Source organism: Nocardia sp. NPDC003482 (genome assembly GCF_053588115.1).
The window spans coordinates 1-22,459 of sequence record NZ_JBSFPI010000032.1; the positions used below are offsets into that span (position 1 = coordinate 1).

Here is a 22,459-nt window from a genome sequence, read left to right on the forward strand (position 1 = left end):
GGTGCCCCGGCGCCCGGCTCGGGGGCGGGCGCGCCGCCGGGCAGGCCGCTGCGCAGCGCGACGACGCTGAAAGCCGTCGCGCCGCAGAACAATACGACGCTCACGGTGAACCGCCGCCGGGGCGGGCGCGTCGATACGGTGCCGATCATGATCCGTCTCCTCGAGAGGTGCGCGGTGCGGGTACGCGGGCGAGGATCTCCTCGACCACCGCGTCGGTGGGTACGCGCCGCGCCCACATCTCGGGTCGCAGCACGAGGCGATGCGCGAACGCCGGGACCGCCAGGGCCTTCACATCGTCGGGCAGCGCGAAGTCGCGGCCCGCGAGCAGCGCCCGGGCCCGGGACAGTTGCAGCAGATCGAGTTCCGCGCGCGGGCTCGCGCCCACCTCGACCTGCGGATGCCGGCGCGTGGCCTCGGCGAGGACCACGACGTAGCGCAGGACGTCGTCGTGCACCGCGACGTCCTCCACCGCGCGCTGCGCCGCCACCACCCGGGCGGGATCGAGCACCCGGGGCAGCTCCGGTTCTCGGCGCCGCCGATCCACCCTGCGGCGCAACAACTCCGTCTCGCCGTCGGCGCTCAGATACCCCAGCCGCAGCCGTACCGCGAAACGGTCCAGTTGCGCCTCCGGCAGCGGATAGGTGCCCTCGTGCTCGATCGGGTTCTCCGTGGCCAGCACCACGAACGGCGTGGGCAGCGGCCGGGTCCGGCCGTCCACGCTGACCTGCCGCTCCGCCATGCCCTCGAGCAGTGCGGCCTGCGTCTTCGGCGAGGTGCGGTTGATCTCGTCGGCGATCAGGACGTTGGTGAAGACGGGCCCCGGCCGGTACTCGAATTCGCGGGTGACGACGTTGTAGCTGGTGGCCCCGACGACGTCGGCCGGAAGCAGATCGGGGGTGAACTGGATGCGGGCCGTCTCCAGCCCCAGCACCGTCGCCAGCGATCGGGCCAGCATGGTCTTGCCCAGCCCGGGCAGATCCTCGATCAAGATGTGACCGTCGGCGAGCACGGCCAGCAGGATCGTCGTCAGCGCGGCGCGTCGCCCGACGACGGCGCGGTCGAGCGTGCCGAGCACCGCTCGCACGTCGTCGAGCACGTGGTGGTGATCGAGTTGCGCGGTCATCGGATCCGACCTCTCATCCGGAGATGCGGGCCGAACCGGCCGCGGATCCCCAAATCGCCAGGGACAGAGCGAGATTCGTACAGACCATGGTGATGATGGACAGCCGGATGGCCCGCCCGGCCGCGACGCCCACCCCGACCGGGCCGCCCGCGGCGAAGAAGCCGTAATAGCACTGGATGAACGTGGTCAGGGTGACGAGCACGATCAGCTTGAGGATGGACATGCCGATATCGCTCGGCACCAGGAACAGGTTGAAGTAGTGCGCGTAGGTCCCGCCCGTCACGCCGCCGATCACCATGGTGGTCAGCTCGGTGGACAGGAACGACACCACGAGCGCGCACAGGTACAGCGGCGGCGCCACCACCAGGACCGCGAGCACGCGGGTGGTGATCAGGTAGGGCATGGGCCGGATGGCGATGGACTCGAGCGCGTCGATCTCCTCGGAGATCCGCATCGCCCCGAGTTCGGCGGTGAACCGGCAGCCCGCCTGCACGACGAAGGCGAGCGTGGCGAGGATCGGGACGATCTCGCGGGTGCCGCCCAGCGCGGAGATCGAACCCGTCAGCTCGCCGACGCCGACCAGGCTGAGATTGTTGTACGCCTCGATCCCGATCGTCATGCCGCCGAAGGCGCACATCACCAGGACCACGCCGATCGTCCCGCCCCCGGCGACGAGCGTGCCGTTGCCCCAGGTGACATCGGCGACCAGGCGGGTCACCTCCTTGGAGTAGTGCCGCAGCGTCAGCGGAATCGAGGTCAGCACGCGGAACAGGAACACGATCTGGTTGCCGAAGGTGCCCAGCGCCCGCGTGACGGGGCGGAAGACGTTGGCGCCCAACCGGATAACGGGTCGCGTCGTCGTGGTCATCAGCCCACCTGCCCGGGAACGAGGGTGTTGTAGATCTGCGAGATGACGACGTTGGTCCCGAACAGGATGAGCGCCGACTGGACCACCGAGGCGTTGACCGCGTTCGCGACGCCGCTGGGCCCGCCCCGCGCGTGCAGCCCGTGATAGCTCGCGATGATCGCGGTGAAGAAGCCGAACAGCAGCGATTTGAACAGCGCCAGCAGCAGATCCTTGACGTTCGCGAACCCCACGAACGCGGCGATGAACGAACCGGGCGTGCCGTGGTTCGCGTAGATGTAGAACGCGAAGGTCGCGAAGAACCCGACGAAGACCACCAGCCCGCACAGCAGGACGCTGACCACCATCGCCGCCAGCAGGCGCGGCACGACCAGGCGTTGCAGCGGATCCACGCCCATGGTCTTCATCGCGTCGATCTCCTCGCGGATCGTGCGCGACCCCAGGTCCGCGCACAGCGACGATCCGACCGCGCCCGCGATCATCATCGACGCGACCAGCGGCGCGCCCTGTTTGAGCACGCCGATGCCCACCGCCGAGCCGACGAACGAGTCCGCGCCGACCTGCTGGATGACCTCGCCGACCTGGAGGGCGATCACGACGCCGACGGGAACGGCGTTGATGACCGTCGGGATGGCCGACACGCTCGCCATGAACGCGCACTGCCGCACGAACTCGCGCCATTCGAAGGTGCCGCGCGCGATCGAGACCACGAGCCCGATGAGGAGTTCACCGGCCATCTCCAGCTGTCGGCCGAAGGTGTCCAGGGCTCGTCTCGGATGCTCCCGCCAGAACGATTCCGCCTGGTCGAGGAGGGTCGGGCGGCGGCGGTGGGGCGCTGCGGTGGTCGCCGTTGCGTTCATACTCACAGAAAGTCACCTATCCGACGTCTGTCACATACTCAATGTATGTGAGTATGCTTGTCGTGTGTCAAATGTCAAGAGTCGGCGAGAGCTCTACTCCGAGGCGACGCGCGAGGCCCTGCTCGAAGAGGCGACGCGCTTGTTCGCGGAGAAGGGCTACGCGGGGACGTCGCTGGAGGAGGTGGCCTCGGCGAGCCTGCTCACCCGCGGGGCCGTCTATCACCACTTCGCCAGCAAGAAGGCGCTTTTCGAGGCCGTCCTCGACCGGCTCGGCGCGGAGGTGGTCGCGCGGGTCGGCGCGATCGCCGGGCGGTACACCGACCCCGTCGAGGGGTCGCTCGCCGCGCTGGACGCCTTCCTCGTGGAATCGTGCGATCCGGTGTACGGCAAGCTCGTCTGGCAGGAGGGCCCGCTCGCACTCGGCTGGGAGGGCTGGCGACGCTGCGAGCACGAGCACTCCTACGCGCTGGTGGAGGGGATGGTCAGCGCGCTGATGCACATCGGCTTCCTCGAGCGCAAGGCCGAGAAGACGACCGTGCGCATGTTCTACGAGGTGCTCGGCGGGGCCGGGCTCGCGATCGCCGAGGCGCCCGCGGACGAGCAGCCGCGCGTGCGCGAGGAGTGCTCGGATCTGCTGCGGCGACTGCTGACCGGATTGCGGCGGCCCGAATACACCCCCGCCGACTGAGCACATTTCCGGCTACCGGGGGGAAATCCGGTACGTCCAGCGCGTCTTCCCGGAAATCGATCCGCCGCGTCGTTGATTACCATCCGGAGATATTTATCAGTAACAAGCACCCGTCATCGTTTTCGATTCTCGGGAAAGTTTCGAAGTGTGAGATCCCTCCAGAGGTTGAACTTTCCGTACGAGCGCACGTATTATTTGCCCATGAAGGGCGAAGGGGACAGGTATAGGCCGAAGGCGTTGCGGTCGTAAACATTCCAGAGTGTGGGGGGCCCGAGGCGCCGAATCCGCCGTGTTCACCGAGGGCCGGTCGAAACCGAAGTATCAGGAAGCGGTGACCGAGTTGGAAATGGAAGTGAGTGTTCTGGGGCCGCTTCGCGCGCGTTTCGACGGTGTCGAGGCGACGCTCAGCGGCTCGAAAATGCGCAGTGTCCTCGCGATACTGGCATTTCGGGCGGGCATTCCGGTACGCCGGGACGAATTGGTCGAAGAGTTGGGGCTGGACCGCTCGACGGGTGATCCGATCAACGCGCTGCACGCCAATATGGTCCGCCTCCGGAAGTGGTTGCAGAACTACTCCCCCGATCACGAGGTGCTCGAAACCATTGATTCCGGCTATCGACTGAACATCGATCCGTCGAAGGTGGACGCGCACACTTTCACGGTGCAGGCGCAGGACGCGCTGAATCTGGTTCCGTCGACCCCGCATGTGGTGTCGGCGATCCTCGACGACGCCCTGAGCCTGTGGCGCGGGGACGCCTTGTCGGACGTTTTCGGCGGCCCGTTGTTGTCCGCGCTCACCGACGAACTGCACCAATTGCGTTCGGCGGCACGCGAGGAACTCGTCTATGCCTGGAGCGAATTGGGCCGCAATCAGAAGGTGGTGCTCAGCGCGCGCCGGTTCATCGCCGACGATCCGCTCAACGAGCGACTACACGCCGCGCTCATCACCGCGTTGCGCCGGATGAACCGGGTGGCGGAGGCGGTCGAGGCGTACAAGAACGCCGAGCGAACCCTGCACGAGGAGCTGGGCGTGCCGCCGAGCGCGATGCTCCGGGCCGCCATCGAGGGCGTCGGCTTCCGGCTGCCCGCCGAGTTGTCCGGTTCGGCGCGCCGCGGCTGACCGCTCACAGGTAGCCGCGGTCGTGGTGGATCAGCGGCCGCCGATCCGCGCGCACGCGGGTGTCGAGCAGCAGTCCGAACAGCACGATGTGGTCGCCCATCCAGAGTTCTCGGTGCAGTGCGCACACGCCGACCGCCAGGCAGTCCGTCAGCGCGGGTACCCCGGCGATCGTCTCGACCGGCACGGTGGACCGGGCGGCGCGGTCGGCGCTGCTGCTGAATCGGATGGACAACTCGCGCTGCTCGGCGGCGAGCAGATTCACCGCGAACAGCTCCGAACGCTGGATGTGCTCCAGGGTCCGCGAGCGGCGGTCCAGACAACACGACAGGATCGGCGGCGCGGCGGACACGCTGGTCACGCTGCTGACCGTGGTCCCCGCCCAGCCGTCGGCGGTCGCGGTGCTGACCACCGCGACCCCGGCGGTCAATTTGCGGCAGTAGTCGCGGAAGCCGGCCTGGTCGACCGCGGCGACCTGCGGCACGAACGGATTCGTCATGCGGGGCAACCGATCTCGTCGAGGTGCAGGGACCGTTCCAGCAGCCGGGCGACCTCCGGCGGCCCGAGTTCGTCGAGCCGTTCGAGATCGGGCAGGGCCGCGGCGACACCGCCGGCCCGCAGGTACTTGTCCCGGACGATGGCCGCGTGATCGCGGCGGGTGGCGTCACCGGCCGCGCCGATCGGGGTCGCGCAGGTCTCGTATTCGACTGTGCCGTCGCGCATTTCGATCTCGACGCGGGCGCCGATGGCCATGGTGGCGCGGGCGAACGTCGGCTCCGGCGGCCCGAGTTCGGCGAGCCGCTCGGCCAGCCGGTCGCCGCCCCACATCCGGAGTTCGGGCCAGTCCAGCGCGCGTTCGCCCGCGTGCCGGATCGCCTGTCCCAGTGGGGAGGTCGCGCGAATCATGGCCTCGGACAGGGCCATATCGTGTTCGACGGTGACCTTGTCGGCGACCGCCCAGCGCTCGGTGTCGGTCAGGGCGGGCGCGCGGAAGTCCTCGGCCTCGAGCCGCCCGGTGCGCAGCAGGGTGGCCACGCCGTAGCCGACGGACAGGATCGCCGCGCCCGTGCCCGTGCGCGGACCGTCGAGGTACCCGGCGATCTTGTGTTCGAGCAACCAGGTGAGGATCGAGCCGTGCACGACGACGCGGCGGATCCGGTCGGGATCGACGGCGCCGAGGCGGCGGTGCAGGCGCTGGGCGCAGTCGAAGGCGGCGTGCAGATAGGCGCTGCCGGGAAATCGCTTGTAGGTCAACGTGTCCGTGTGCCAGCGGCGGCCGAGGCCCTCGGTGATGGTCTCGGGCACGGGCACGGCGGCCAGCTTCGCGAGCACGCCGTCGGCATGTTCGAGAATTCGCGGGGCGCCGCCCAGTCCGGCGGCGGCCGCGTCGCAGGCGTCCAGGGCCAACCGCACCGGGGCGGCCGCGGTGAACGCCTTGCCGTCGCCGACGATGACGCCGTGATGGATCGCGGTGGGCACGACGCCGAGCGCCAATCCGAGCGCCCGCACCCACTCGTCGAGATCGGCGTCCCGGGCGTGCAGGCGCGCCACCGCGGCCCCGACGAGGAAGCAGTGCGTATTCGTCTGACCTCGGAAGAACGGGCCGAGCACGGTCGACGCGGTGACGCGGGCCGCGCATTCGTTGGCGGCCACGACCGCCGCCAGCAGCCTGCGCCCGTCGAGCCCGTTGACCCGGGACTCGGTGAGGGCGACGCCGACCGCGCCGATCGAGACGTGACCGACGTAGCTCACCTCGTCGTAGTCGAGGATCGTCGCGAGCGCGGCCAGGACGTACGCCGCCTGGCGTGGGTCGGAGCGCACCGGCGAGCCGAAGGCCGCCACGATGCCGCGCCCGGCCGGATGCGCGAGCGACGCCTGCACCGCGCCCAGATGCGAGATGATCTGGCTGCGCGCGGCGGCGACGGTGGCCGGGGGGATGTCCTCGTAGCGCACCGAGCGGGCCCACTCGGCCAGCCGCCGCGTGAGGCCGGGTTCGGTGTGCACGCCGCTCACTCCCCGGCCGCCCGGGACCATTCGAACGCGGTCCGGTCGGGCGCGCGGGTCGCCCACCAGTACGAGGTTCCGGTCCCCGGCCAGGACTGGCGGTTGTACCCGGTGTGGTCGAGGAACCAGCTGTCGCAGCCGCCCGCGTTCCAGACGGTGCGGGCGAGTTTGCGGTGCAGCCGGTCGTTGAACGCGCGCTGCCGGTCCGCGCGCACCTCCAGGCGCGTCATGCCCTGCGCGCGAACGGCTTTCAGGCACTTCACGATGTAGCGGATCTGGTTCTCGATCACGAACAGGATGGACTGCGAACCGCCGCCGGAGTTGGGGCCCATGATCAGGAACAGGTTCGGGAAACCGGTGACCGTCATCCCGAGGTATGCCTGCATGCCGTCGCGCCAGGCGTCGCGGATGTCGAGGCCGGCCCGCCCGATGATCCGCTCGTTCGCGCAGCGGTTGTCGGTGGCGAATCCGGTGGCGAAGATGACGACGTCGGCCTCGTGCTCGCGGCCGTCGACGGTGCGAATTCCCTTGTCGGTGAAGCGTTCTATCCCGGCGGTCACCAGGTCGACGTTGTCACGCAGCAGGGCCGGGTAGTAGTCGCTGCTGAGCAGGATCCGCTTGCACCCGATGGTGTAGTCGGGGGTCAGTTTCGCCCGCAGCTCGGGATCGGGCACCTGCTTGCGCAGCGCGCGGCGGGCGGCGAACTCGAGCAGTTTCAGCAGGCGCGGGTTCTTGAAGCCGAGCACCGGGATCTCGTGACTCCAGTACGCGAAATCGCGATACACCGTCCGCAGCGCGGGCACGGCCTCGATCAGGCGGCGTTCGCGCGGACCGAGGACGCGGTCCGGCTTGGCCAGCACCCAGTGGGCGCTGCGCTGGAAGACCTCGAGGTGGTCGGCGGTCTCGGCGATGATCGGAACGAACTGCACCGCACTGGCTCCCGTGCCGACGACCGCGACCCGCTTACCGGTCAGATCCACCGAGTCGTCCCATCGAGCGGCGTGGAAATGCCGCCCGGTGAACTCGTCGAGTCCGGGATAGTCCGGGGTGTACGGCCGATGCAGCACGCCGTTGGCGAGGACGACGAACCGGGGGCGATAGGTTTCGCCGGTGCGGGTCCGGACCGTCCAGCGGTCCGCGTCCTCGTCGAATTCGCAGGAGACGACCTCCGTCCGGAATCGGATGTGCGATTCGATATCCGCTTCCTTGGTCACCCGCTTGATGTAGTCCAGGATCTCCGGCTGCGACGGGTACATGCGGGTCCAGTCGTGCCGCTGCGCGAAGGAGTACGAGTACATGAAACTCGTGACGTCGCAGGCACATCCGGGGTAGGTGTTCTCGCGCCAGGTGCCGCCCACGTCGTCGGCCTTCTCCAGCACGACGAAGTCGCCGATGCCCGCCCGGCGCAGTGCGACGGCCGTGCCGAGCCCGCCGAGCCCGGCGCCGACCACGACGACGTCGACGGTCGAAATTCCCTGATTCACGGATTCGATGCTAGGAACTCGGCCTGATCTCGCTCCGACCATGCGGGACAACGGATTTCAGGTCCGCGTCATCGCAGAACACGACAACGCGGCGGCACTCCACGATCGGGAGTGCCGCCGCGTCGTCGGGCGCGAATCAGGAGCAGATGACGGAGTTCTGCCCCAGCGTGGTCACGATTCCACAGGCCCAGCTCTTGTCCAGTTTCCACGTGCCCTGATCCGCGATCAGCGGGACCTGGCCCGGATTGCGCTGGCCGTTGAGGACCAGGACGGCATCGGCGGTGGCCGTGCCGTCGCAGTGGTCGGTGACGTCGTTGATCTGCACCGAGAGGTCGGCCTGGGTGAGCGCCGCGGTCATCCGGTCGAACAGCGCCGGGTCGGCCTCGGAGCCCTGGACCAGGCCGACCTTGTCGGCGGCCGGGACCTTGGGGTCGAGGCCCTTGCGCAGCAGTCCGTTCAGCTGATCGATCGTGGGGGCCGGGGGGTATTTCGTTCCGGCAGGGCAACTTCCGGCCGCCGCGACCGCGGTCGTGGTCGTCGCCTTCGTCGCGCTCTTGCCGTCGTCGGAGCCGCAGCCGGGCGCCGCCACCGCGAGGGTCAGCGCCGCCGCGATCAGCACGCTCCGGGAAACCGCCGTCTTCATCGCTCGAATCCTCGCCTTCGTGTCCGGACGCCTGTCGGTCTCATACCGCGCAAAGAAAACATACTATGTGTATCACACAGACGCGGCGTCGGTGAAGGCCGCGGACAGGTGCGCGAGGTAGCGGTCCAGCGTCCGGTCGACGAGCGCTCCGCGCGGAATCCACGGCCCCGCCGCCCGCAGCCAGGGCAGCGCGGACATCAGGGGATGGATCTCCCGGCCGAGCACCAGGTCGGCCAGGTGGGCGCCGTGCCGCAGGCAGACGGCGAGGCCGTGGCCGTTGCATCCGCTGGCGTGCAGAATTCGGTCGTCGCCGCGGTGCCGCCCGAGGACGGGCAGGCCGTCGCGGGTGACGGCGATCGGTCCGCTCCACGCCGCGTCCAGGCGCACCGCGGCCAGGTGCGGGGACAGTCCGGCCAGCGCGCCCCGCAATCGCTCCGGATAGGGGGCCGTGTGCCCGTCGACACCGCGCAGCACCGCTCCCCCGCCGACGATCAGGCGGCCATCGCTCATGAGGCGGAAATACGGTGCGGGATCGCCGGATTCGATGATCGGCTCGGCACGCAGCGATTCGACCGCGGCCAGCTCCGGCCCGGACAGGGGCGCGGTTGCGCCAGCCTGCACGCGGAAACCCAGTACGCCCGAGGGTGTTTCGATCCTGGGCGAGCCGAAGGCGTTGACACACAGCACGATCCGATCCGCCACCAACTCCCCGTCCGCGGTGACCACGCTCGGCGGGGTGCCGTGCCGGAGGGACCGGGCGGCGCTCCCCTCGTGGATCCGCGCACCGAGTTCTGCGCAGCGGCGAGCGAGCTCGGCGGTGAGCGCGCCCGGATCGAGGGTGGCGGCTTCGGGATACCGCAGCCCGCGCCGGTAGCGCCGCGCGATCTCGGGCAGATCGCCGGAAGGCACGGCGGCGATGGGCAATTCGAGCGCGCTCGCCGCCTCGGCCTCGCGCCGCAGGGCCGCGGCCGCCGCCGCGTCGCGCGCCACGACCAGCTGGCCGCCGACCACGAGATCGCAGTCGAGACCGTGCCGCCGGATCACGTCGATCGCGTGCGCCACGGCCCGCACGGACCACAGGTGCGCGGCCCGCGCCACGCCGTCGCCGTGGCGCCGCCGCCACGCGGTGAGCGACGGCCCGACGCGCGGACCGAGCAGTCCGGTGCCGCGCCCGCTCGCGCCCGCGCCCACCCGCCGCGCCTCGAGCACGACCACGCGGGCGCCCGGATCGCGTTCGAGGATCGCGAGCGCGGTGGACAGCCCGGTCAGTCCGGCGCCCACGACGGCGACGTCGCAGCGGTCCCGGCCGCGCAACGGGGGATGCTCCGCGGACGTCGAAAGACGCCAGGGCGGTGTGGAATTCGGCATGCGCGCCTCATACGCTCGAGACGGCGTGCCGCGGCCCCCGCACACCCACCCCGAGCAGACGCCGCTCGAATTCCACGAATTCGGTGACGGGTTCGGGTTCGAAGGGCACCCGGAAGCTCTTGACGACATTGCCGAACAACGCCCGATCGCCGCACAGGTGGATGGGCACCACCAGCAGCGCCCACTCGAAACCCCATACCGCGATCCACACCCCGAGCACGACCGCGTGCGTGACGAAGCTGTGCATGACGTTGTAGAGCACGTAGTAGATCCGTCCGATGGGGCGATGCCCCGCCCGCCGATACGCCACCGCGCCCGGCAGATAGCCGATCAGGTCGATGTAGGCGAACAGGGCCACCGCCGGAATCCACCGGATCTCGGTCAGGTGCGCGAGGAACAGAACGGCGCAAATCGCCAGTGCCACACCGTATTCCGTTCGCAACAGCCAGAACACCGCGGGGGTGGCGAAACGGTTTCGCTGATCCATCAGGCCGACAGCCGCTCGGCGTCGCGGTCCGCGAGCCGCAGGGCGACCGCCGCGGCGACCTGTGGATCGTCGACCACCTCGACCCGCCCGAGCAGGCGGTGGACGATGATCGCGATGCCCTCCTTCAGCACGCGGGTCGCGATCGGCTCCAGAACGCCCGCCATGGACGGGATTCCGAAGTCGAAGGTGGTCTCGAACCGCACCTCGCAGCCCTCGGGCGCCTCGTCCACGGCCCACGAGCCACGGAAGACCTCGAAGTCGCCGCTGGTCTGCTCGAAGACGATTCGACGGGCGTTGTGCTGGAAGTAGTCGACCTCCGACCATTTGAGCGGGCCGTTGCGGAAGTAGACCTCCCAGTCGCTGTGCAGCGGCGTGTTGGGGGCGTCCTGCCGCACGGTCACCGCGCGCACCTCCTCGACCAGGGCGGGGTAACTCTCGAAGCGGCTGATCCGCTCGAAGGCGGTGTCCGCGTTGACATTACGGGCGAACAACTTCAGTTCCAGCGTGCGCATTTCGAACCTCATACTTCCGGATTTCGCAGGGCAACCAGACGGGCCGCTCGCGCGAACCGCTCCAGCAGGAATGCCACGTCGTGGTCGGACATGATCGCCGGGGGCGTCAGCCGGACGACGTGGTCGGAATTCAGGGAGAAGTTGGCGATGACGCCGTTCTCCACGAGCGCGGTGAACAGGTCGCCCGCCAGCAGCGGGTCGGGGAACTCCACCGCGATCAGCAGGCCGACCCCGCGCACCTGCCAGGTGTGCGGGGGCAGGTGGGCGGTCAGGGACTCGGACAGCCGCGGCACCAGTTCCCGGCCCAGGGCCGCGGCCCGGTTCACCAGGTCGTCTTCCTCGATCGCGCGGACGGCCCCGCACACCGCGGCCATGGCCAGCGGCGCACCCGAGAACGTCGAGGTGTGCAGCACCGGATCGCGGTCGAGGGTGGCGAACGCCTGCTCGGTGGTGATGGTCGCCGCGACCGGAACCACGCCGCCGCCCAAGGCCTTTCCGGACAGCAGGATGTCGGGCCGCACCCGCTCGCGATCCGCGCCCCACCAGTGCCCGAGCCGGCCCAACCCGGTCTGGATCTCGTCGAGCACCAGCAGCGCGCCGTATTCGGAGCACAGGGCGCGCACGGTGCGCAGGTAGCCCTCGGGCGGGATGATCACGCCGGCCTCGCCCTGTACGGGTTCCACCACCACGCACGCCTCGCCGGGGCAGGCGGCCAGGGCGCGGGCCAGGGCGTCGGCGTCGCCGAACGGGATGTGCGACACCAGCGGGACGAGTGGTTCGAACGGTTCCTGGTACACCCGCCGCGCGGTCAGCGACAGCGCGCCCATGGTCTTGCCGTGGTAGCCGCCCGTCATCGAGATCAGGCGCTTGCGGCCGTTCAGGCGCGCGATCTTGATCGCCGCCTCGGTGGCCTCCGCGCCGGAGCCGGAGAAGTGGACGCGTACCAGGCCCGCGGGCGTGATCGAGGTCAGTAGCTCCGCGGCGCGAGCGGCGGTGGGCTCCAAGAAGATTCGCGTCCCGATCGGATGGGTCGCGAGCTGCCGTTCCACCTCGGCGATCACCCGCGGGTGCCGCGCGCCGGTGATGAACACCCCGTAGCCGCCCACGTTCAGAATCCGCGTGCCGTCGCTCATGATCAGCCACGAGCCGTTCGATTCGACCTCGACGTGCCCGCCCAGCAGGTCGGCGAGCCGGGCCCGGCCCGCGCTCAGATTGCGCCGATAGATCGCCGAGACGCGCTCGGTGTCCACCGCGGATTCGATGGTCACACCGCACCTCCTAGGCGATCCGCAGGATGTCGCCGCCGAAATGGGCGGCCAGGGCTTGTCGGCTCGCCGCCCGCGACGGGGGGTGGAAGGTCACGCACTGCGTCGCGGCGCTCAGGTACGCCACATCGGGATCGGTGATGAATCCGATGCCGCCGAGCGCCTCGACCGCGCGGCCCGCCGCCTCGACGATGGCGTCCTGGGCGCCGTAGCGGGCCGCGGTCGCCCGGGCCAGCGCGGCGTTGTCCGCGGCGCCCGCGGCCAGCAGCCCGGCGATGGTGTCGAGCAGCATGGTCGCCGTCTCGAGCCGGATGCCCAGCGCGGCGATCTCACCCGGACCCGCCTTGCCGCGGTCGATCACGCGCTCCACCAACGCGCTCGCCATGCCGAGATAGCAAGCGGTGATGAGCATTTCGAACCACATGAAGCCGACCGTCTGGAGTTCGTCGAGTTCACCGCTGTCGGTGACCTCCGTGGTGGTGATCAGCCGGGCGTCGACGAAGACGTCGGTGAGCCGCACCTCGTCGCTCTCCGCGCCGCCGAGAATCGGTGTGGCCCAGAACGAATGGACCGAGATGCCCGGGCTGTCGGCGGGGACGAGCAGCAACAGGGTCTCCGTGCCGTCGCCGTCCGCGCGCGGCACCGCCACGCTCGCCGACAGGAAATCCATCGATGCCGCCATGCTGCACGGGCGCTTGGCGCCGTTGACGATCACACCGCCGTCGGTCCGCACCGCCGACACCGACGGGCTGAGGATGCCGGCCCCCGGCCTGCCCTCCGCGAAACCCGAGGAGACGAGCAGATTCTGGGTGGCGATGGCCTCGAGCAGCGCCCACTCCACACCGCTCGAGCGCAGGCTCTCGGCGAGGGTGAAGATCGTCGCCATGGAGAAGTGGTGCATGGTCGAGGCGACCGCCAGCGAGGGCGCGACCGAGCCGATCGCCCGCATGACGCGCAACGCGTCCGCGGGGGTCGCGCCCGAGCCGGAGTAGGCCGTCGGGATCACCAGCGCCGGGCCGCCCTTCTTGCGGAAGATCTCCAGCGCGGGATTGCCCGCCCGTTCCAACTCCGGCAGCGGCACGGCCGAAAGTTCGCCCAGCAGACCGGGAATCAACGTCTCGCAGACCGACCGCGCCTCATCGAGCGCCCGCACGGGGACCTCCTGCCTGTGCGTCCGGCGAGGCGATGGACACGCCTTGCAGATGGGTGGTGCGCAGCACCGGATAGTTGGCCTCGCCGAAGACGCCGCCGGTCATGCCCGTCCCGCCGTGCGAGGGCAGCGGCGCCGCGAAGGCGACGTGCGAATCGTTGATCTTGAGCAGGCCGCCGTTGACCGTCTCCGCCACGAAGCGATCGATGATCCGCTGCTCGCCCGCCCACACCGAGTTGCGCAACCCGTACAGGTTGGTGTTGAGGAACTCGACGCATTCGGTCAGCAGGTCGGCCTCGTCGATGGCCTCGGGGACCACGATCGGCAGCAGTGGGAAGAACGTCTCGTGCTTGACCGCCTCGAATTCCCGCGCCCGCCGCAGGCCGTCGATGCGGACAACGGTGGGTTGCAGGAAGAATCCCGCGCTGTCGACGGTGCCGTCGAGCTGCATGCCCTTGCCGCCGGTGACGATCGTGGCGCCCTTCTCCGTGGCGTCGGCGAGGAAGCGGTCGAACTTGTCGTGCCGCATGACCGGGGACAGCAGCACGCCCTCCTCGTCGGGGTAGCCGGGCCGCATCGCCTCGGCGCGCGCCACGACCAGGGCGATGAGCCGGTCCGCGACCGCGGGATGCACGATCGCCTGATTCGGCACCATGCACAATTGCCCGGAGCCGTAGAAGCTTTCGGCGAGGGCGTCGGCCGCGCGTTCCAGATCGGCGTCGGCCCACACCACCACCGCGTCGTTGCCCGCGAGCTCGAGGATGGGCTTCTTCCCGGCCTCCACACAGCGGCTCTCCATGCGGAAGCCGCTGGGCACGTCGCCGAAGTACATGATGTCGTTCACGTGCGGGCTCGCGAGCCAGGCGTCCAGCATGGGCGCGGGATGACCGCAGACGATGCTGAGCAGTCCGGGTGGGGCGCCGACCGCCTCGAGGGTGGGCACGACCAGTTTGCGCAGCACGTAGGTGACGCCGAAGGGCACCGACCGCGGCGCGCGGACAACGACCGCGTTGCCGGCCGCGATGCTCAGCGCGCCCAGCAGCGCGCTCACCAGCGGCGCGTTCGCGGGCGGGTTCACGCACACCACGCCGTCGGGCTGACGGCGGACGATATTGCGCCGCCCGGGCGCGGGAAATTCCCGCCACAGCTGGCCGCCCAGGTAGTCCGCGGCCTCGGGTCGGGTCATCTCGTACATGCCCGACACCTCCCACCGGGCCAGGTCGATCGGATGTCCCTCGGAGGTGAGGGCCCAGACGATCTCGTCCTGATGCTCGAGCAGCACGTCGTGCAGCAACGCGTACCAGTGGTGCAGCCGCGTTCGCATCGGTACCGAACGCCACTCCTGCGCCGCGAGCCGCGCGCCGTGCAGGGCCTGCTCGACGGTGGCCTTGTCGGCCATCGCCACCCGGCCCACGACGACGCCCGGCGGCACGTCCGAGATCGCCGTCTCGCCGCGCTCCAACCTGCGCTTGAGCTTCAGCGTGGCGAAGGAATCGTCGAGCACCGCGCGCGGTGCGAGGGTGTACACCCACTTGTCGCTGTCGACGTCCCGGCCACAGACGTAGTTCGACAGGGAATGAACCTGCTGCGCCGTATCCGTAATAGTCAATTTTCTCCCGCCAAATCACGTAGCGTTTCTTCCCCGGCTTCGGCCCATTCTGCGCAGCGGCCCTGACACTGTTCTGACGTTGCGGGTACGCCGCGGTCGGTTTCGCCTCAGGGCACGTCGATTAGGCTCGGGCACATCGACCGAACGGAGAACCACGATGCCCCTGGATGGCTTATTGCCGCCGCCGGATATCAAAGGTGCCTTCGCCGCGCTGCGGGATCACGCCGACAATCCGAGCGCGTTCCTGGCGCTCAACGAGGGCAATGAGTACTACACCGATCCGGAAATCGACGGAATGATCTGCTATCGTCGGCGCCGGAAGTACTGGATCCAATTCGGCGGACCGTTCTGCCCACCCGGGCAACGGCATCGATTGCAGTCCTCCTTCTTCGCGCACGCACGCTCGCGGCGACAGAAGATCATCGCCCTGCAATTGCAATCCGAGGACGCGCTCCTGTGGGCGGATATGGGAATGTCCGTCAATCAGATGGGCGCTTCCTACGCGGTGGATCTCGGTACGCACAGCCTGCGCGGAAAGCATTTCGTCTCCTTGCGGAACAAGATCTCCCGGGCGAAACGCGCGGGGCTCGAGATCCGCGAGGTCACCGCCGCCGACTTCGCCGACGACATCGACCGCATCGATCGAATGTGGTTGCGGGACAAGGGCAGACACGCCAAAGAGCTGCAATTCCTCATCGGGGAGATCGGCGGTGCGGCCCAGGCGTATCGGCGGCTGTTCCTGGGGTTCGTCGCACACGCGCCGATCGGGTACATCTCCTACGCCCCGGTGTTCGGGCGGCACGCGGGCTGGCTGCACGACCTGAGCCGACGGCATCCCGACAGCCCGCCGGGGGTGATGGAGGCGCTGAACGCGCACGCCATCGAGGTCTTCCGCGCCGAGAACGCCGCCTGGCTGCACTTCGGGTTCACGCCCTTCACCGGTCTCGCCGACAGCCATCGCACGGCGACCGAGAATCGGATGGTCGCGCGGCTGGTCCGGGTGCTGGCCGAGCACGGCGAGGCGATCTATCCCGCGCGCACCCAGCTCGAGTACAAGTCGAAATGGGCGCCGGCCCTGATCCTTCCGGAGTATCTGGGGTTCACCGGCCGGTTGACCCCGGGCGCGGTGTGGAACCTGTTGCGGGTCATCAACATTCTGTGAGATTGATTCGGAAAGGCTGGAAACGATGTCGAGAGTGGATTTCTCGGTGACCTGCCCGGTACCCGTGCCGGTGGTGTTCGATTACGTGTCCGACCATCGGAACGTGCCGGAGTACTTCGACGGCATCACGAGTTACGAGCCGGTGACCGAGCAGACCACCGGACCGGGTTCGCGTTTCGACGCGGTCATGCGACTGGGACCGTCGACGATGCGGTCGCGCATCGAGACCACCGTGTGGCAGCGGTACGAGCGGCTCGAGTTCACCTCGATCTCGGGGGTGAGCAATGTGATCACCTACGCCTTCGAGGCCGTGGACGAGCGCAATTCCCGCATCGATGTCTCCGTCGAATTCAGCCTGCCCGGCGGTCTGGCGGGTAACGCCCTGAGCAAGACCCTCACGCCGTTCGTCGCCGCGGCCGCGGAACGCACCGCCGCGGCCATCGCGCGCAATGTCGTCGCGTCCGGACCGTCGCACACGGCCTGACGCGCACCCCCGGGAAGGGTATCCGAAGTGGCCCAACGGAGACCGGATTCCGTCCGGTCGGGCTCCCAGCAGCCCCCGCAGGTTCGAATCCTGCCCCTTCCGCTTCCCCGTATCTCCGAGCCGATATTCCGAAAGGCGCACTCGTGCGGATCGCCGTCATCGTCAATCCGGCCGCGGGCGGGAACCCGTTCGATCTGATCGATGTTCTCACCGCCGAACATCCGGCCCGCGCGATCACCGTCCACCCGACCGCCGGTCGCGGCGACGGCGAGAAGCTGGCCTACGACCTCGCCACCGCGGCCGATCGCCCGGACGCCGTGGTCGCCGTCGGCGGCGACGGGACCGTCGGGGAGGTCGTCGCCGGTCTGCACCGCGCGACGAGCATCGATCCCGGCACGGACCCGGCGCTGGTGGTCGCCCCCGGCGGCACCGGCAATTCCAACTATCGCGGGCTCTGGGACGATCTGCCCTGGCCCGATGTGGCCCGGATGCTGCGCGATCCGGCGGCCGTGCGGGAGCGGCGCATCGATCTGCTGCACGTCGACGAGTTGGATCGGGCGGTTCTGCTCGGTTCGGCGACCGGGGTGCTGCCCGCCGCGCTCACCGCGGCCGCCACCCTCCCGCTGCGCGGACGCGAGCGGCTGTTGACCGCCACGCTGACCGCGCTGACGACCTTCCGTCCCTTCCGCGTTCGGGTCACGCTCGACGGCCGGCCGTTCGCCGACACCGCGGCCCTGGTCACCAATGTGAGCGGGTTCCGTCACCGCGGCGGCCTGCTGCGCCTCATGCCGCGGTCGGTCCTCGACGACGGCCTGCTCGACGTGCTGGTGGTGACCGCCGACGCGGAGGTCGAGCCGTTGGTGCAGGCGGTGCTCGCGGGCGATATCACCGAGATCCCGGGCGTCCATTACGCCCAGGGCAAACACGTCACGATCGAGCGGACCGACGGCGAGCCGATCACCTTCGAGCACGACGGGGAATTGCGTACGGCGGCGACGCCGAACTACGCGGTGACCGTGCTCCCGCACGCGCTGAAGGTGCTCGTTCCCGCGGACACGCCGCCGTGGTTCACGGCCGCGGAGTGACCGGTTCGCTTGTCAGGCAACGGGAAACGGTTGCGGATCGCCCGACGGCGAGACCAGCAGCCGGCCCAGCACCGCGGGCATCTTCTCGATCACGGCGGGATCGCCGAGCCGTACGCGGGTATTCACCGCGAGCAGGACGGCATCGATCTCGAAGACCGCCAATTCGATATCGATATCGGCCACCTCACCGTTGTCGACGGCAATGCGCAACTGGTTCGCAAACATCTCCAGCCAGTCGTCACTGTCGCGCAGCAGTGCCTTTCGGACGATCTCGGGCTGACGGTCGATATGGGCCAGATTGGCGGCACGGAAACAACCGCCGGGAAACAGCGGTTTCGTCACGTACACGATGTACTGCCGAAATAACGCGTGTAAGCGAGCCAATCCCGGAGCCACGGATCTCGTCGGATCGACGACATTCTCGACGACCGCCTCACGGGCCGCGTTCACGGCCGCGAGCTGGAGCTTCTCCTTCGTGACAAAAAGCCCCTGAACACCGCTCTTACTCATTCCGAGATCGGTGGCGAGCCGCCCCAGACTCAACCCCTCGAGCCCTTCCAACGAGGCCACATTCGCCGCGTGCAGCGCGACGATGCGCCTCGTTCGCGCGCCTCGTAATCGACGTTTGTCAGAAGTCTCGTGCGCTACGGAGGCCGAGCGATTCATACGAAAATAATACATTCGACCATACGTTGATCTCAAGCACTTCGCCGATTTCATTCCACTTGATAGGGGTGCCACGCCGTTATCGGAGGAAATTCTGTGGCACCCCTGCCGAACATTCACAAAACGCGGACCGCCGCAACGTGATCGGAGCCCTCTCCCACGCGCCGATCGGCCGTCCGCAGCGGCGACCAGCCGCGCCGGTACACCGCCTCCCCGCGCCGCCGGAGCCGGGGTAGGAACAGCAGCCGCTTACCGGTGATGGACCGCGCGATGGCGGCGGCGTCGATGCGGAAGTCCGGGAGCACGCCGGGCAGCCGGTAGCCGATGAAGTGCAGGCCGGGCAGGCCGGGTGCGTCGGGGCCGAGTTCGCGGGGCCGCGCGTTGTGGTCGAGCAGATCCAGATGGCCCACCAGCGGTTCGAGATTGGGCCGCGCCCCGGTTCCGCAGATCACGACGTCGGGCCGCAGCCGCTCGCCGTCGGCGAGCACCACCTCGTCGCCGTCGAGATCGTCGACCGCGGCCACGGCCTCGATCTGCCCGGCCTTCAACGCCGCCATCAGACCGCGGTCGATGAGGGTGCCGTGACCGGTCTTGCGCACGGTCGTCGCGAGCCCCTCCTCCGGAATCGTGAACCCGTACCGGGATACGTCGCCGAAGTAGCGCAAGCGGATGAACCGCTGCATGAAGTTGGTGAACTTGTCGACGTAGGGATCGGCGCCCGGCGGCAGATGCTTGACGACGAAGGCGAAGGTGGACGGCGAGATACCGAGCACCTCCGGCGGCGAGATGTGCGGCGGTCGCCGCACCGACAACCACACCTTGCTGGATCCGGTGGCCACGCATTCCATCGCGATATCGGCCGAGCTCTGCCCGCCCCCGACGACGAGCACGCTCTTTCCGACATACGGTTCGGCGTTGCGAAAGTCCCTGGTGTGCAACAACTCCCGGGTGTAGGTCGCCCGGCCGGGCCACGGCGGGATGTAGGGCTGGGAGAACACGCCGGTCGCGATCACCACGTGCGGCGCCCGGATCGGGCCCTGCGAGGTGTGCAGCAGCCAGCCGTCGCCGTCGCGCTCGACCCGCCGGACGTCGACGTCGAATTCGATGTCCAGATCCCAACGCCGCGCGTACCGCTCGAAATACAGCAGCATATCGATGCGGGACGGGAAGCGCCCCGCGCCGCGATCGATGACCATGCCCGGCAGCGAGGACACCACCCGCGGCGAGTTGAGTCGCAGGGAGTCGTAGTAGCCCAGCCAGGTCTCGCCGACGTTGGTTCCGCGGTCGAGCAGCTTCGGCCGGACGCCCGCGCGGGTCAGGGCGTAGCCCACCGACATTCCGGCCGGGCCCGCGCCGACGATCACCGGCACCTCGAATCGGCGGATCGGCCGCTCCGCCGACTTTCCGGTCTGTGCAGACATAGTGGTATCCCTCGGTTGATCCGTTGCGCCCCTGCGACTTTCGCCGGTGGCGACCTCGAGGCGAAGTATGGCGAGCGACCCCTGATTCGCCCATGAGACCGTGCGGCGGGGGCGTCAGGGGTCGGACGCGCCCTAGCTCGAGGTTCTCGCCGTCAGGGTTCAGACGCGTCCCAGTTCCAGGTTCTCGCCGTCCGCGGCCGCCGCGGGTTCGGATGGGTCGCCCTCGCCGAACCCGCGCCGATCGTGCCAGCGGGCGAGGGGGCCCGGGGCCCACCAGTTCGCGCGGCCGAGCAGGCGCATGAGCGCGGGAACGAGCAACGGGCGCACCAGGAACGCGTCCAGCAGGACGGTGGCCGCGAGGCCGACGCCGAGGCCGCGCATGAACGACACCTGGGCGGTCGTGATCGAGACGAAGACGATCGCCATGACCGACGCGGCGGCGGTCACGATGCGGCCGGTGCGGGCCAGCCCGAGGGCCACCGCGCGTTCGTTGTCGGCGGTGGTGCGGCCGGACCGCAGCCACTCCTCGCGCATCCGCGACAGCACGAAAACCTCGTAGTCCATGGACAATCCGTACGCCAGGCACAGCAGCAGCGGCGGCATCGTGTAGTTGTAGTAGCCGGTCGCGACCGTGCCGAGGCCGCCGAGGTGCCCGTCCTGGAAGATCCAGGTGATCACGCCGAAGGCGGCCGTCAGCGACAGCATGTTCATGATCAACGCCTTGATCGGCAGCAGCACGCTGCCGGTCATCAGGAAGATGAGCACCAGCGTCGCGACCGCGATCAGCGCGAGGATCCACGGCAGCCGGGTCATGATCCCGTGCACGTCGTCGATGTCGCGCTGGGCCAGCCCGGTGAACAGGGCGGGCGCGGGCGCGGGCACCTGCCGCAGCGCCGCGAGCTGATCACGTCCGGCCTGCGACAACGGATCCCGGCTGGTGGACACGGCCAGGTAGGCGGCGTCGCCCTTCTGTGCCGAGTCGTAGGTGACGATGCTGATCAGCGACCCGTTCGCGTAGATGCCGCCGGGCGCGGCGACCGTGGTGACGTCGGGGACGCGGGACAGCGCGCCGGCGTACTCGGTCAGCGCCCGTCCCGAGGTCACCCCCGCGGGCAGCACGATGTGGACCACGCCCAGCTCACCCTCGGAGAACTGCGAGCGCAGCGTCTCACCGACCTGACGCGAGGACGCCGACGTCGGCAGCACCCGATCGTCGGGGTAGCCGAGCCTGGCCCCGAGCAGCGGCGTCCCCAGGAAGAGGAACAGCAGCACCAGCACCGCGATCACCGGCGTCGCGCGCCGCATGGCGAATACGGCGACGCGGTACCAGAATGTCTGCTCGGGCGTGATCGCGCGCGGCTCGGGCCGTCTCAGCAAGCGCCGCACGGGCTTTCGGATGTCGGCCGCGTCGAGCCGATCGCCGAGCAGCACCATCATCGCCGGGGCGACGACGAGCGCGCCGAGCAACGAGAACGCCACCCCGGCCAGGCCCGCGTAGGCGAGCGAGCGCAGGAAGTAGATGGGGAACACGAACATCGCCGAGGTCGTCACCGCGACCGTCACCGCGGAGTAGACGACCGTGCGGCCCGCGGTGTTCATCGTCCGGAGCAACGCCCGATCGCGGGGCACGCCGGCGGCGAGTTCCTCCCGGTAGCGGTTGATCATGAACAGCGTGTAGTCGACGGCCAGGGCGAGGCACAGGGCTGTCGCCAGATTCAGCGCGAAGACCGCGACATCGGTGACGGCGAACAGGCCGCGCAGCGTCGCCGTGGTCCCGGCGATGGCGAACGCCGCCACCGCGAGCGGCAGCGTGGCCGCGACCGCGCTGCCGAAGATCCACACCAGGGCCAGAAACGTGAACGGCGCCGCGATGAGTTCCAGGGTCACCAGGTCGACGCGGGACTGCCGATTCAGCTCGTACTGGACGATGGCCTCGCCGCCCGCGGTGACGGTCACGCCGTCGCGGGTGCCGGAGACGCGCTCGGCGATCTCGTGCGCCAGCCGGGGCGCGTCGCGATCGTTCCCGACCACCTGGGCGGCCACGAGCGCGGTCCGGCCGTCCTTCCCGAGCAGCGATCCCGCGAGTTTCGGGGGTGTGGTCCAGTAGGAGATCACCTGGGTGGTGGTCCCCGAATCATTCAGCGCCGCAACGACTTCCCTGCCCCGGGCGGCCGCGGCCGGACTGTCCGCGCCCGCCGGGTCGGTGACCGTGAGGATCAGCGAGAACCCGCCGGCGTGGAACTTCTCGGCGAGCACCCGCTCGGCCGCGGTGAACTCCGACCCCGGGTCGTCGTATCCGCCCGCGAGCAGTTGGGTGCTCACCGGCAGCCCGTACGCCGCCGCGCCGATCGTGAAGACGAGCACCACGCCCGCGATCCAGCGCGGCCATCGCGACGTCAGTTCGCCCAGTCTCGTCAGCATCGAGCCCGTACCACCTATCCCCCGTCGAATACATACAGTGGATCT

The 22,459-nt window shown here is 69.3% G+C and carries 21 protein-coding genes and 1 tRNA gene; 6 read left to right on the top strand and 16 right to left on the bottom strand.

Going from position 1 to position 22,459, the window contains the following annotated elements:
- Positions 1 to 145: 145 nt before the first annotated feature.
- From ACWDSJ_RS33995 to ACWDSJ_RS34005, 3 genes are read right to left on the bottom strand one after another with little or no spacing between them, the layout of a single operon-like run.
- The gene (locus ACWDSJ_RS33995; RefSeq protein WP_387370547.1) at positions 146 to 1,123 is read right to left on the bottom strand and encodes an AAA family ATPase; all 978 of its coding nucleotides are present in this window, start codon (positions 1,121 to 1,123) and stop codon (positions 146 to 148) included.
- A 13-nt stretch (positions 1,124 to 1,136) separates the two neighbouring features.
- Positions 1,137 to 1,991 (bottom strand): ABC transporter permease, encoded by an 855-nt coding sequence (locus ACWDSJ_RS34000; protein WP_450036857.1) that lies wholly within the window; start codon positions 1,989 to 1,991, stop codon positions 1,137 to 1,139.
- The gene (locus ACWDSJ_RS34005; RefSeq protein WP_450036931.1) at positions 1,991 to 2,848 is read right to left on the bottom strand and encodes an MlaE family ABC transporter permease; all 858 of its coding nucleotides are present in this window, start codon (positions 2,846 to 2,848) and stop codon (positions 1,991 to 1,993) included. Before ACWDSJ_RS34005 ends, ACWDSJ_RS34000 begins: the two co-directional genes overlap by 1 nt.
- Positions 2,849 to 2,912: 64 nt before the next feature.
- Between ACWDSJ_RS34005 and ACWDSJ_RS34010 the strand changes: the two genes are divergently transcribed.
- Both ACWDSJ_RS34010 and ACWDSJ_RS34015 read left to right on the top strand, forming a co-directional pair.
- Positions 2,913 to 3,536, top strand: coding sequence for a TetR/AcrR family transcriptional regulator (locus tag ACWDSJ_RS34010; RefSeq protein WP_387370543.1), 624 nt, complete (start codon positions 2,913 to 2,915; stop codon positions 3,534 to 3,536).
- A 331-nt stretch (positions 3,537 to 3,867) separates the two neighbouring features.
- The gene (locus ACWDSJ_RS34015) at positions 3,868 to 4,656 is read left to right on the top strand and encodes an AfsR/SARP family transcriptional regulator (protein ID WP_450036860.1); all 789 of its coding nucleotides are present in this window, start codon (positions 3,868 to 3,870) and stop codon (positions 4,654 to 4,656) included.
- A gap of 4 nt (positions 4,657 to 4,660) precedes the next feature.
- Here the strand turns inward: ACWDSJ_RS34015 and ACWDSJ_RS34020 are convergent, their stop codons facing one another.
- The 10 genes from ACWDSJ_RS34020 to ACWDSJ_RS34065 all read right to left on the bottom strand — a co-directional run bounded on the left by ACWDSJ_RS34020 (position 4,661) and on the right by ACWDSJ_RS34065 (position 15,175).
- Positions 4,661 to 5,152: a flavin reductase family protein gene (locus ACWDSJ_RS34020; protein WP_450036862.1), complete on the bottom strand. Its 492-nt coding sequence runs from the start codon at positions 5,150 to 5,152 to the stop codon at positions 4,661 to 4,663.
- Positions 5,149 to 6,657, bottom strand: a complete 1,509-nt coding sequence (locus ACWDSJ_RS34025) for an MmgE/PrpD family protein (protein WP_450036864.1) — start codon at positions 6,655 to 6,657, stop codon at positions 5,149 to 5,151. The genes ACWDSJ_RS34020 and ACWDSJ_RS34025 overlap by 4 nt, the downstream gene beginning before the upstream one ends.
- Positions 6,658 to 6,662: 5 nt before the next feature.
- Positions 6,663 to 8,141, bottom strand: a complete 1,479-nt coding sequence (locus ACWDSJ_RS34030) for a flavin-containing monooxygenase (RefSeq protein WP_450036866.1) — start codon at positions 8,139 to 8,141, stop codon at positions 6,663 to 6,665.
- Between the two features lie 136 nt (positions 8,142 to 8,277).
- Positions 8,278 to 8,784, bottom strand: a complete 507-nt coding sequence (locus ACWDSJ_RS34035) for a hypothetical protein (RefSeq protein ID WP_450036868.1) — start codon at positions 8,782 to 8,784, stop codon at positions 8,278 to 8,280.
- A 72-nt stretch (positions 8,785 to 8,856) separates the two neighbouring features.
- A complete protein-coding gene (locus ACWDSJ_RS34040) occupies positions 8,857 to 10,152 on the bottom strand; it encodes an NAD(P)/FAD-dependent oxidoreductase (RefSeq protein ID WP_450036870.1) in 1,296 nt (431 codons plus the stop codon).
- 7 nt (positions 10,153 to 10,159) lie between these two features.
- A complete protein-coding gene (locus tag ACWDSJ_RS34045; protein WP_450036872.1) occupies positions 10,160 to 10,639 on the bottom strand; it encodes a hypothetical protein in 480 nt (159 codons plus the stop codon).
- Positions 10,639 to 11,151: a type II toxin-antitoxin system RatA family toxin gene (locus ACWDSJ_RS34050; protein ID WP_450036874.1), complete on the bottom strand. Its 513-nt coding sequence runs from the start codon at positions 11,149 to 11,151 to the stop codon at positions 10,639 to 10,641. Before ACWDSJ_RS34050 ends, ACWDSJ_RS34045 begins: the two co-directional genes overlap by 1 nt.
- Positions 11,152 to 11,159: 8 nt before the next feature.
- Complete coding sequence (locus tag ACWDSJ_RS34055) at positions 11,160 to 12,419, bottom strand: aspartate aminotransferase family protein (RefSeq protein ID WP_450036875.1); 1,260 nt, start codon at positions 12,417 to 12,419, stop codon at positions 11,160 to 11,162.
- A gap of 10 nt (positions 12,420 to 12,429) precedes the next feature.
- Positions 12,430 to 13,569, bottom strand: a complete 1,140-nt coding sequence (locus tag ACWDSJ_RS34060) for an acyl-CoA dehydrogenase (RefSeq protein WP_450036877.1) — start codon at positions 13,567 to 13,569, stop codon at positions 12,430 to 12,432.
- On the bottom strand, positions 13,553 to 15,175 hold the full coding sequence (locus tag ACWDSJ_RS34065) for an aldehyde dehydrogenase family protein (RefSeq protein WP_450036879.1): 1,623 nt from the start codon (positions 15,173 to 15,175) through the stop codon (positions 13,553 to 13,555). Before ACWDSJ_RS34065 ends, ACWDSJ_RS34060 begins: the two co-directional genes overlap by 17 nt.
- Positions 15,176 to 15,332: 157 nt before the next feature.
- Between ACWDSJ_RS34065 and ACWDSJ_RS34070 the strand changes: the two genes are divergently transcribed.
- From ACWDSJ_RS34070 to ACWDSJ_RS34085, 4 genes are all read left to right on the top strand, one after another.
- Positions 15,333 to 16,337: a bifunctional lysylphosphatidylglycerol flippase/synthetase MprF gene (locus tag ACWDSJ_RS34070; protein WP_450036881.1), complete on the top strand. Its 1,005-nt coding sequence runs from the start codon at positions 15,333 to 15,335 to the stop codon at positions 16,335 to 16,337.
- Positions 16,338 to 16,362: 25 nt separating this feature from the next.
- On the top strand, positions 16,363 to 16,821 hold the full coding sequence (locus ACWDSJ_RS34075) for an SRPBCC family protein (RefSeq protein ID WP_450036883.1): 459 nt from the start codon (positions 16,363 to 16,365) through the stop codon (positions 16,819 to 16,821).
- Positions 16,822 to 16,833: 12 nt separating this feature from the next.
- Positions 16,834 to 16,923, top strand: a tRNA-Gly gene (locus ACWDSJ_RS34080).
- Between the two features lie 41 nt (positions 16,924 to 16,964).
- A complete protein-coding gene (locus ACWDSJ_RS34085) occupies positions 16,965 to 17,906 on the top strand; it encodes a diacylglycerol/lipid kinase family protein (protein ID WP_450036885.1) in 942 nt (313 codons plus the stop codon).
- A gap of 12 nt (positions 17,907 to 17,918) precedes the next feature.
- Here ACWDSJ_RS34085 and ACWDSJ_RS34090 read toward each other — a convergent pair whose 3' ends face one another.
- From ACWDSJ_RS34090 to ACWDSJ_RS34100, 3 genes are all read right to left on the bottom strand, one after another.
- Positions 17,919 to 18,572, bottom strand: a complete 654-nt coding sequence (locus ACWDSJ_RS34090; protein ID WP_450036886.1) for a TetR/AcrR family transcriptional regulator — start codon at positions 18,570 to 18,572, stop codon at positions 17,919 to 17,921.
- 116 nt (positions 18,573 to 18,688) lie between these two features.
- Entirely contained in the window at positions 18,689 to 19,993 is a 1,305-nt protein-coding gene (locus ACWDSJ_RS34095) for a flavin-containing monooxygenase (protein ID WP_450036887.1), read from the bottom strand.
- A gap of 159 nt (positions 19,994 to 20,152) precedes the next feature.
- Positions 20,153 to 22,414, bottom strand: coding sequence for an MMPL family transporter (locus ACWDSJ_RS34100; RefSeq protein ID WP_450036889.1), 2,262 nt, complete (start codon positions 22,412 to 22,414; stop codon positions 20,153 to 20,155).
- Positions 22,415 to 22,459 lie beyond the last annotated feature (45 nt).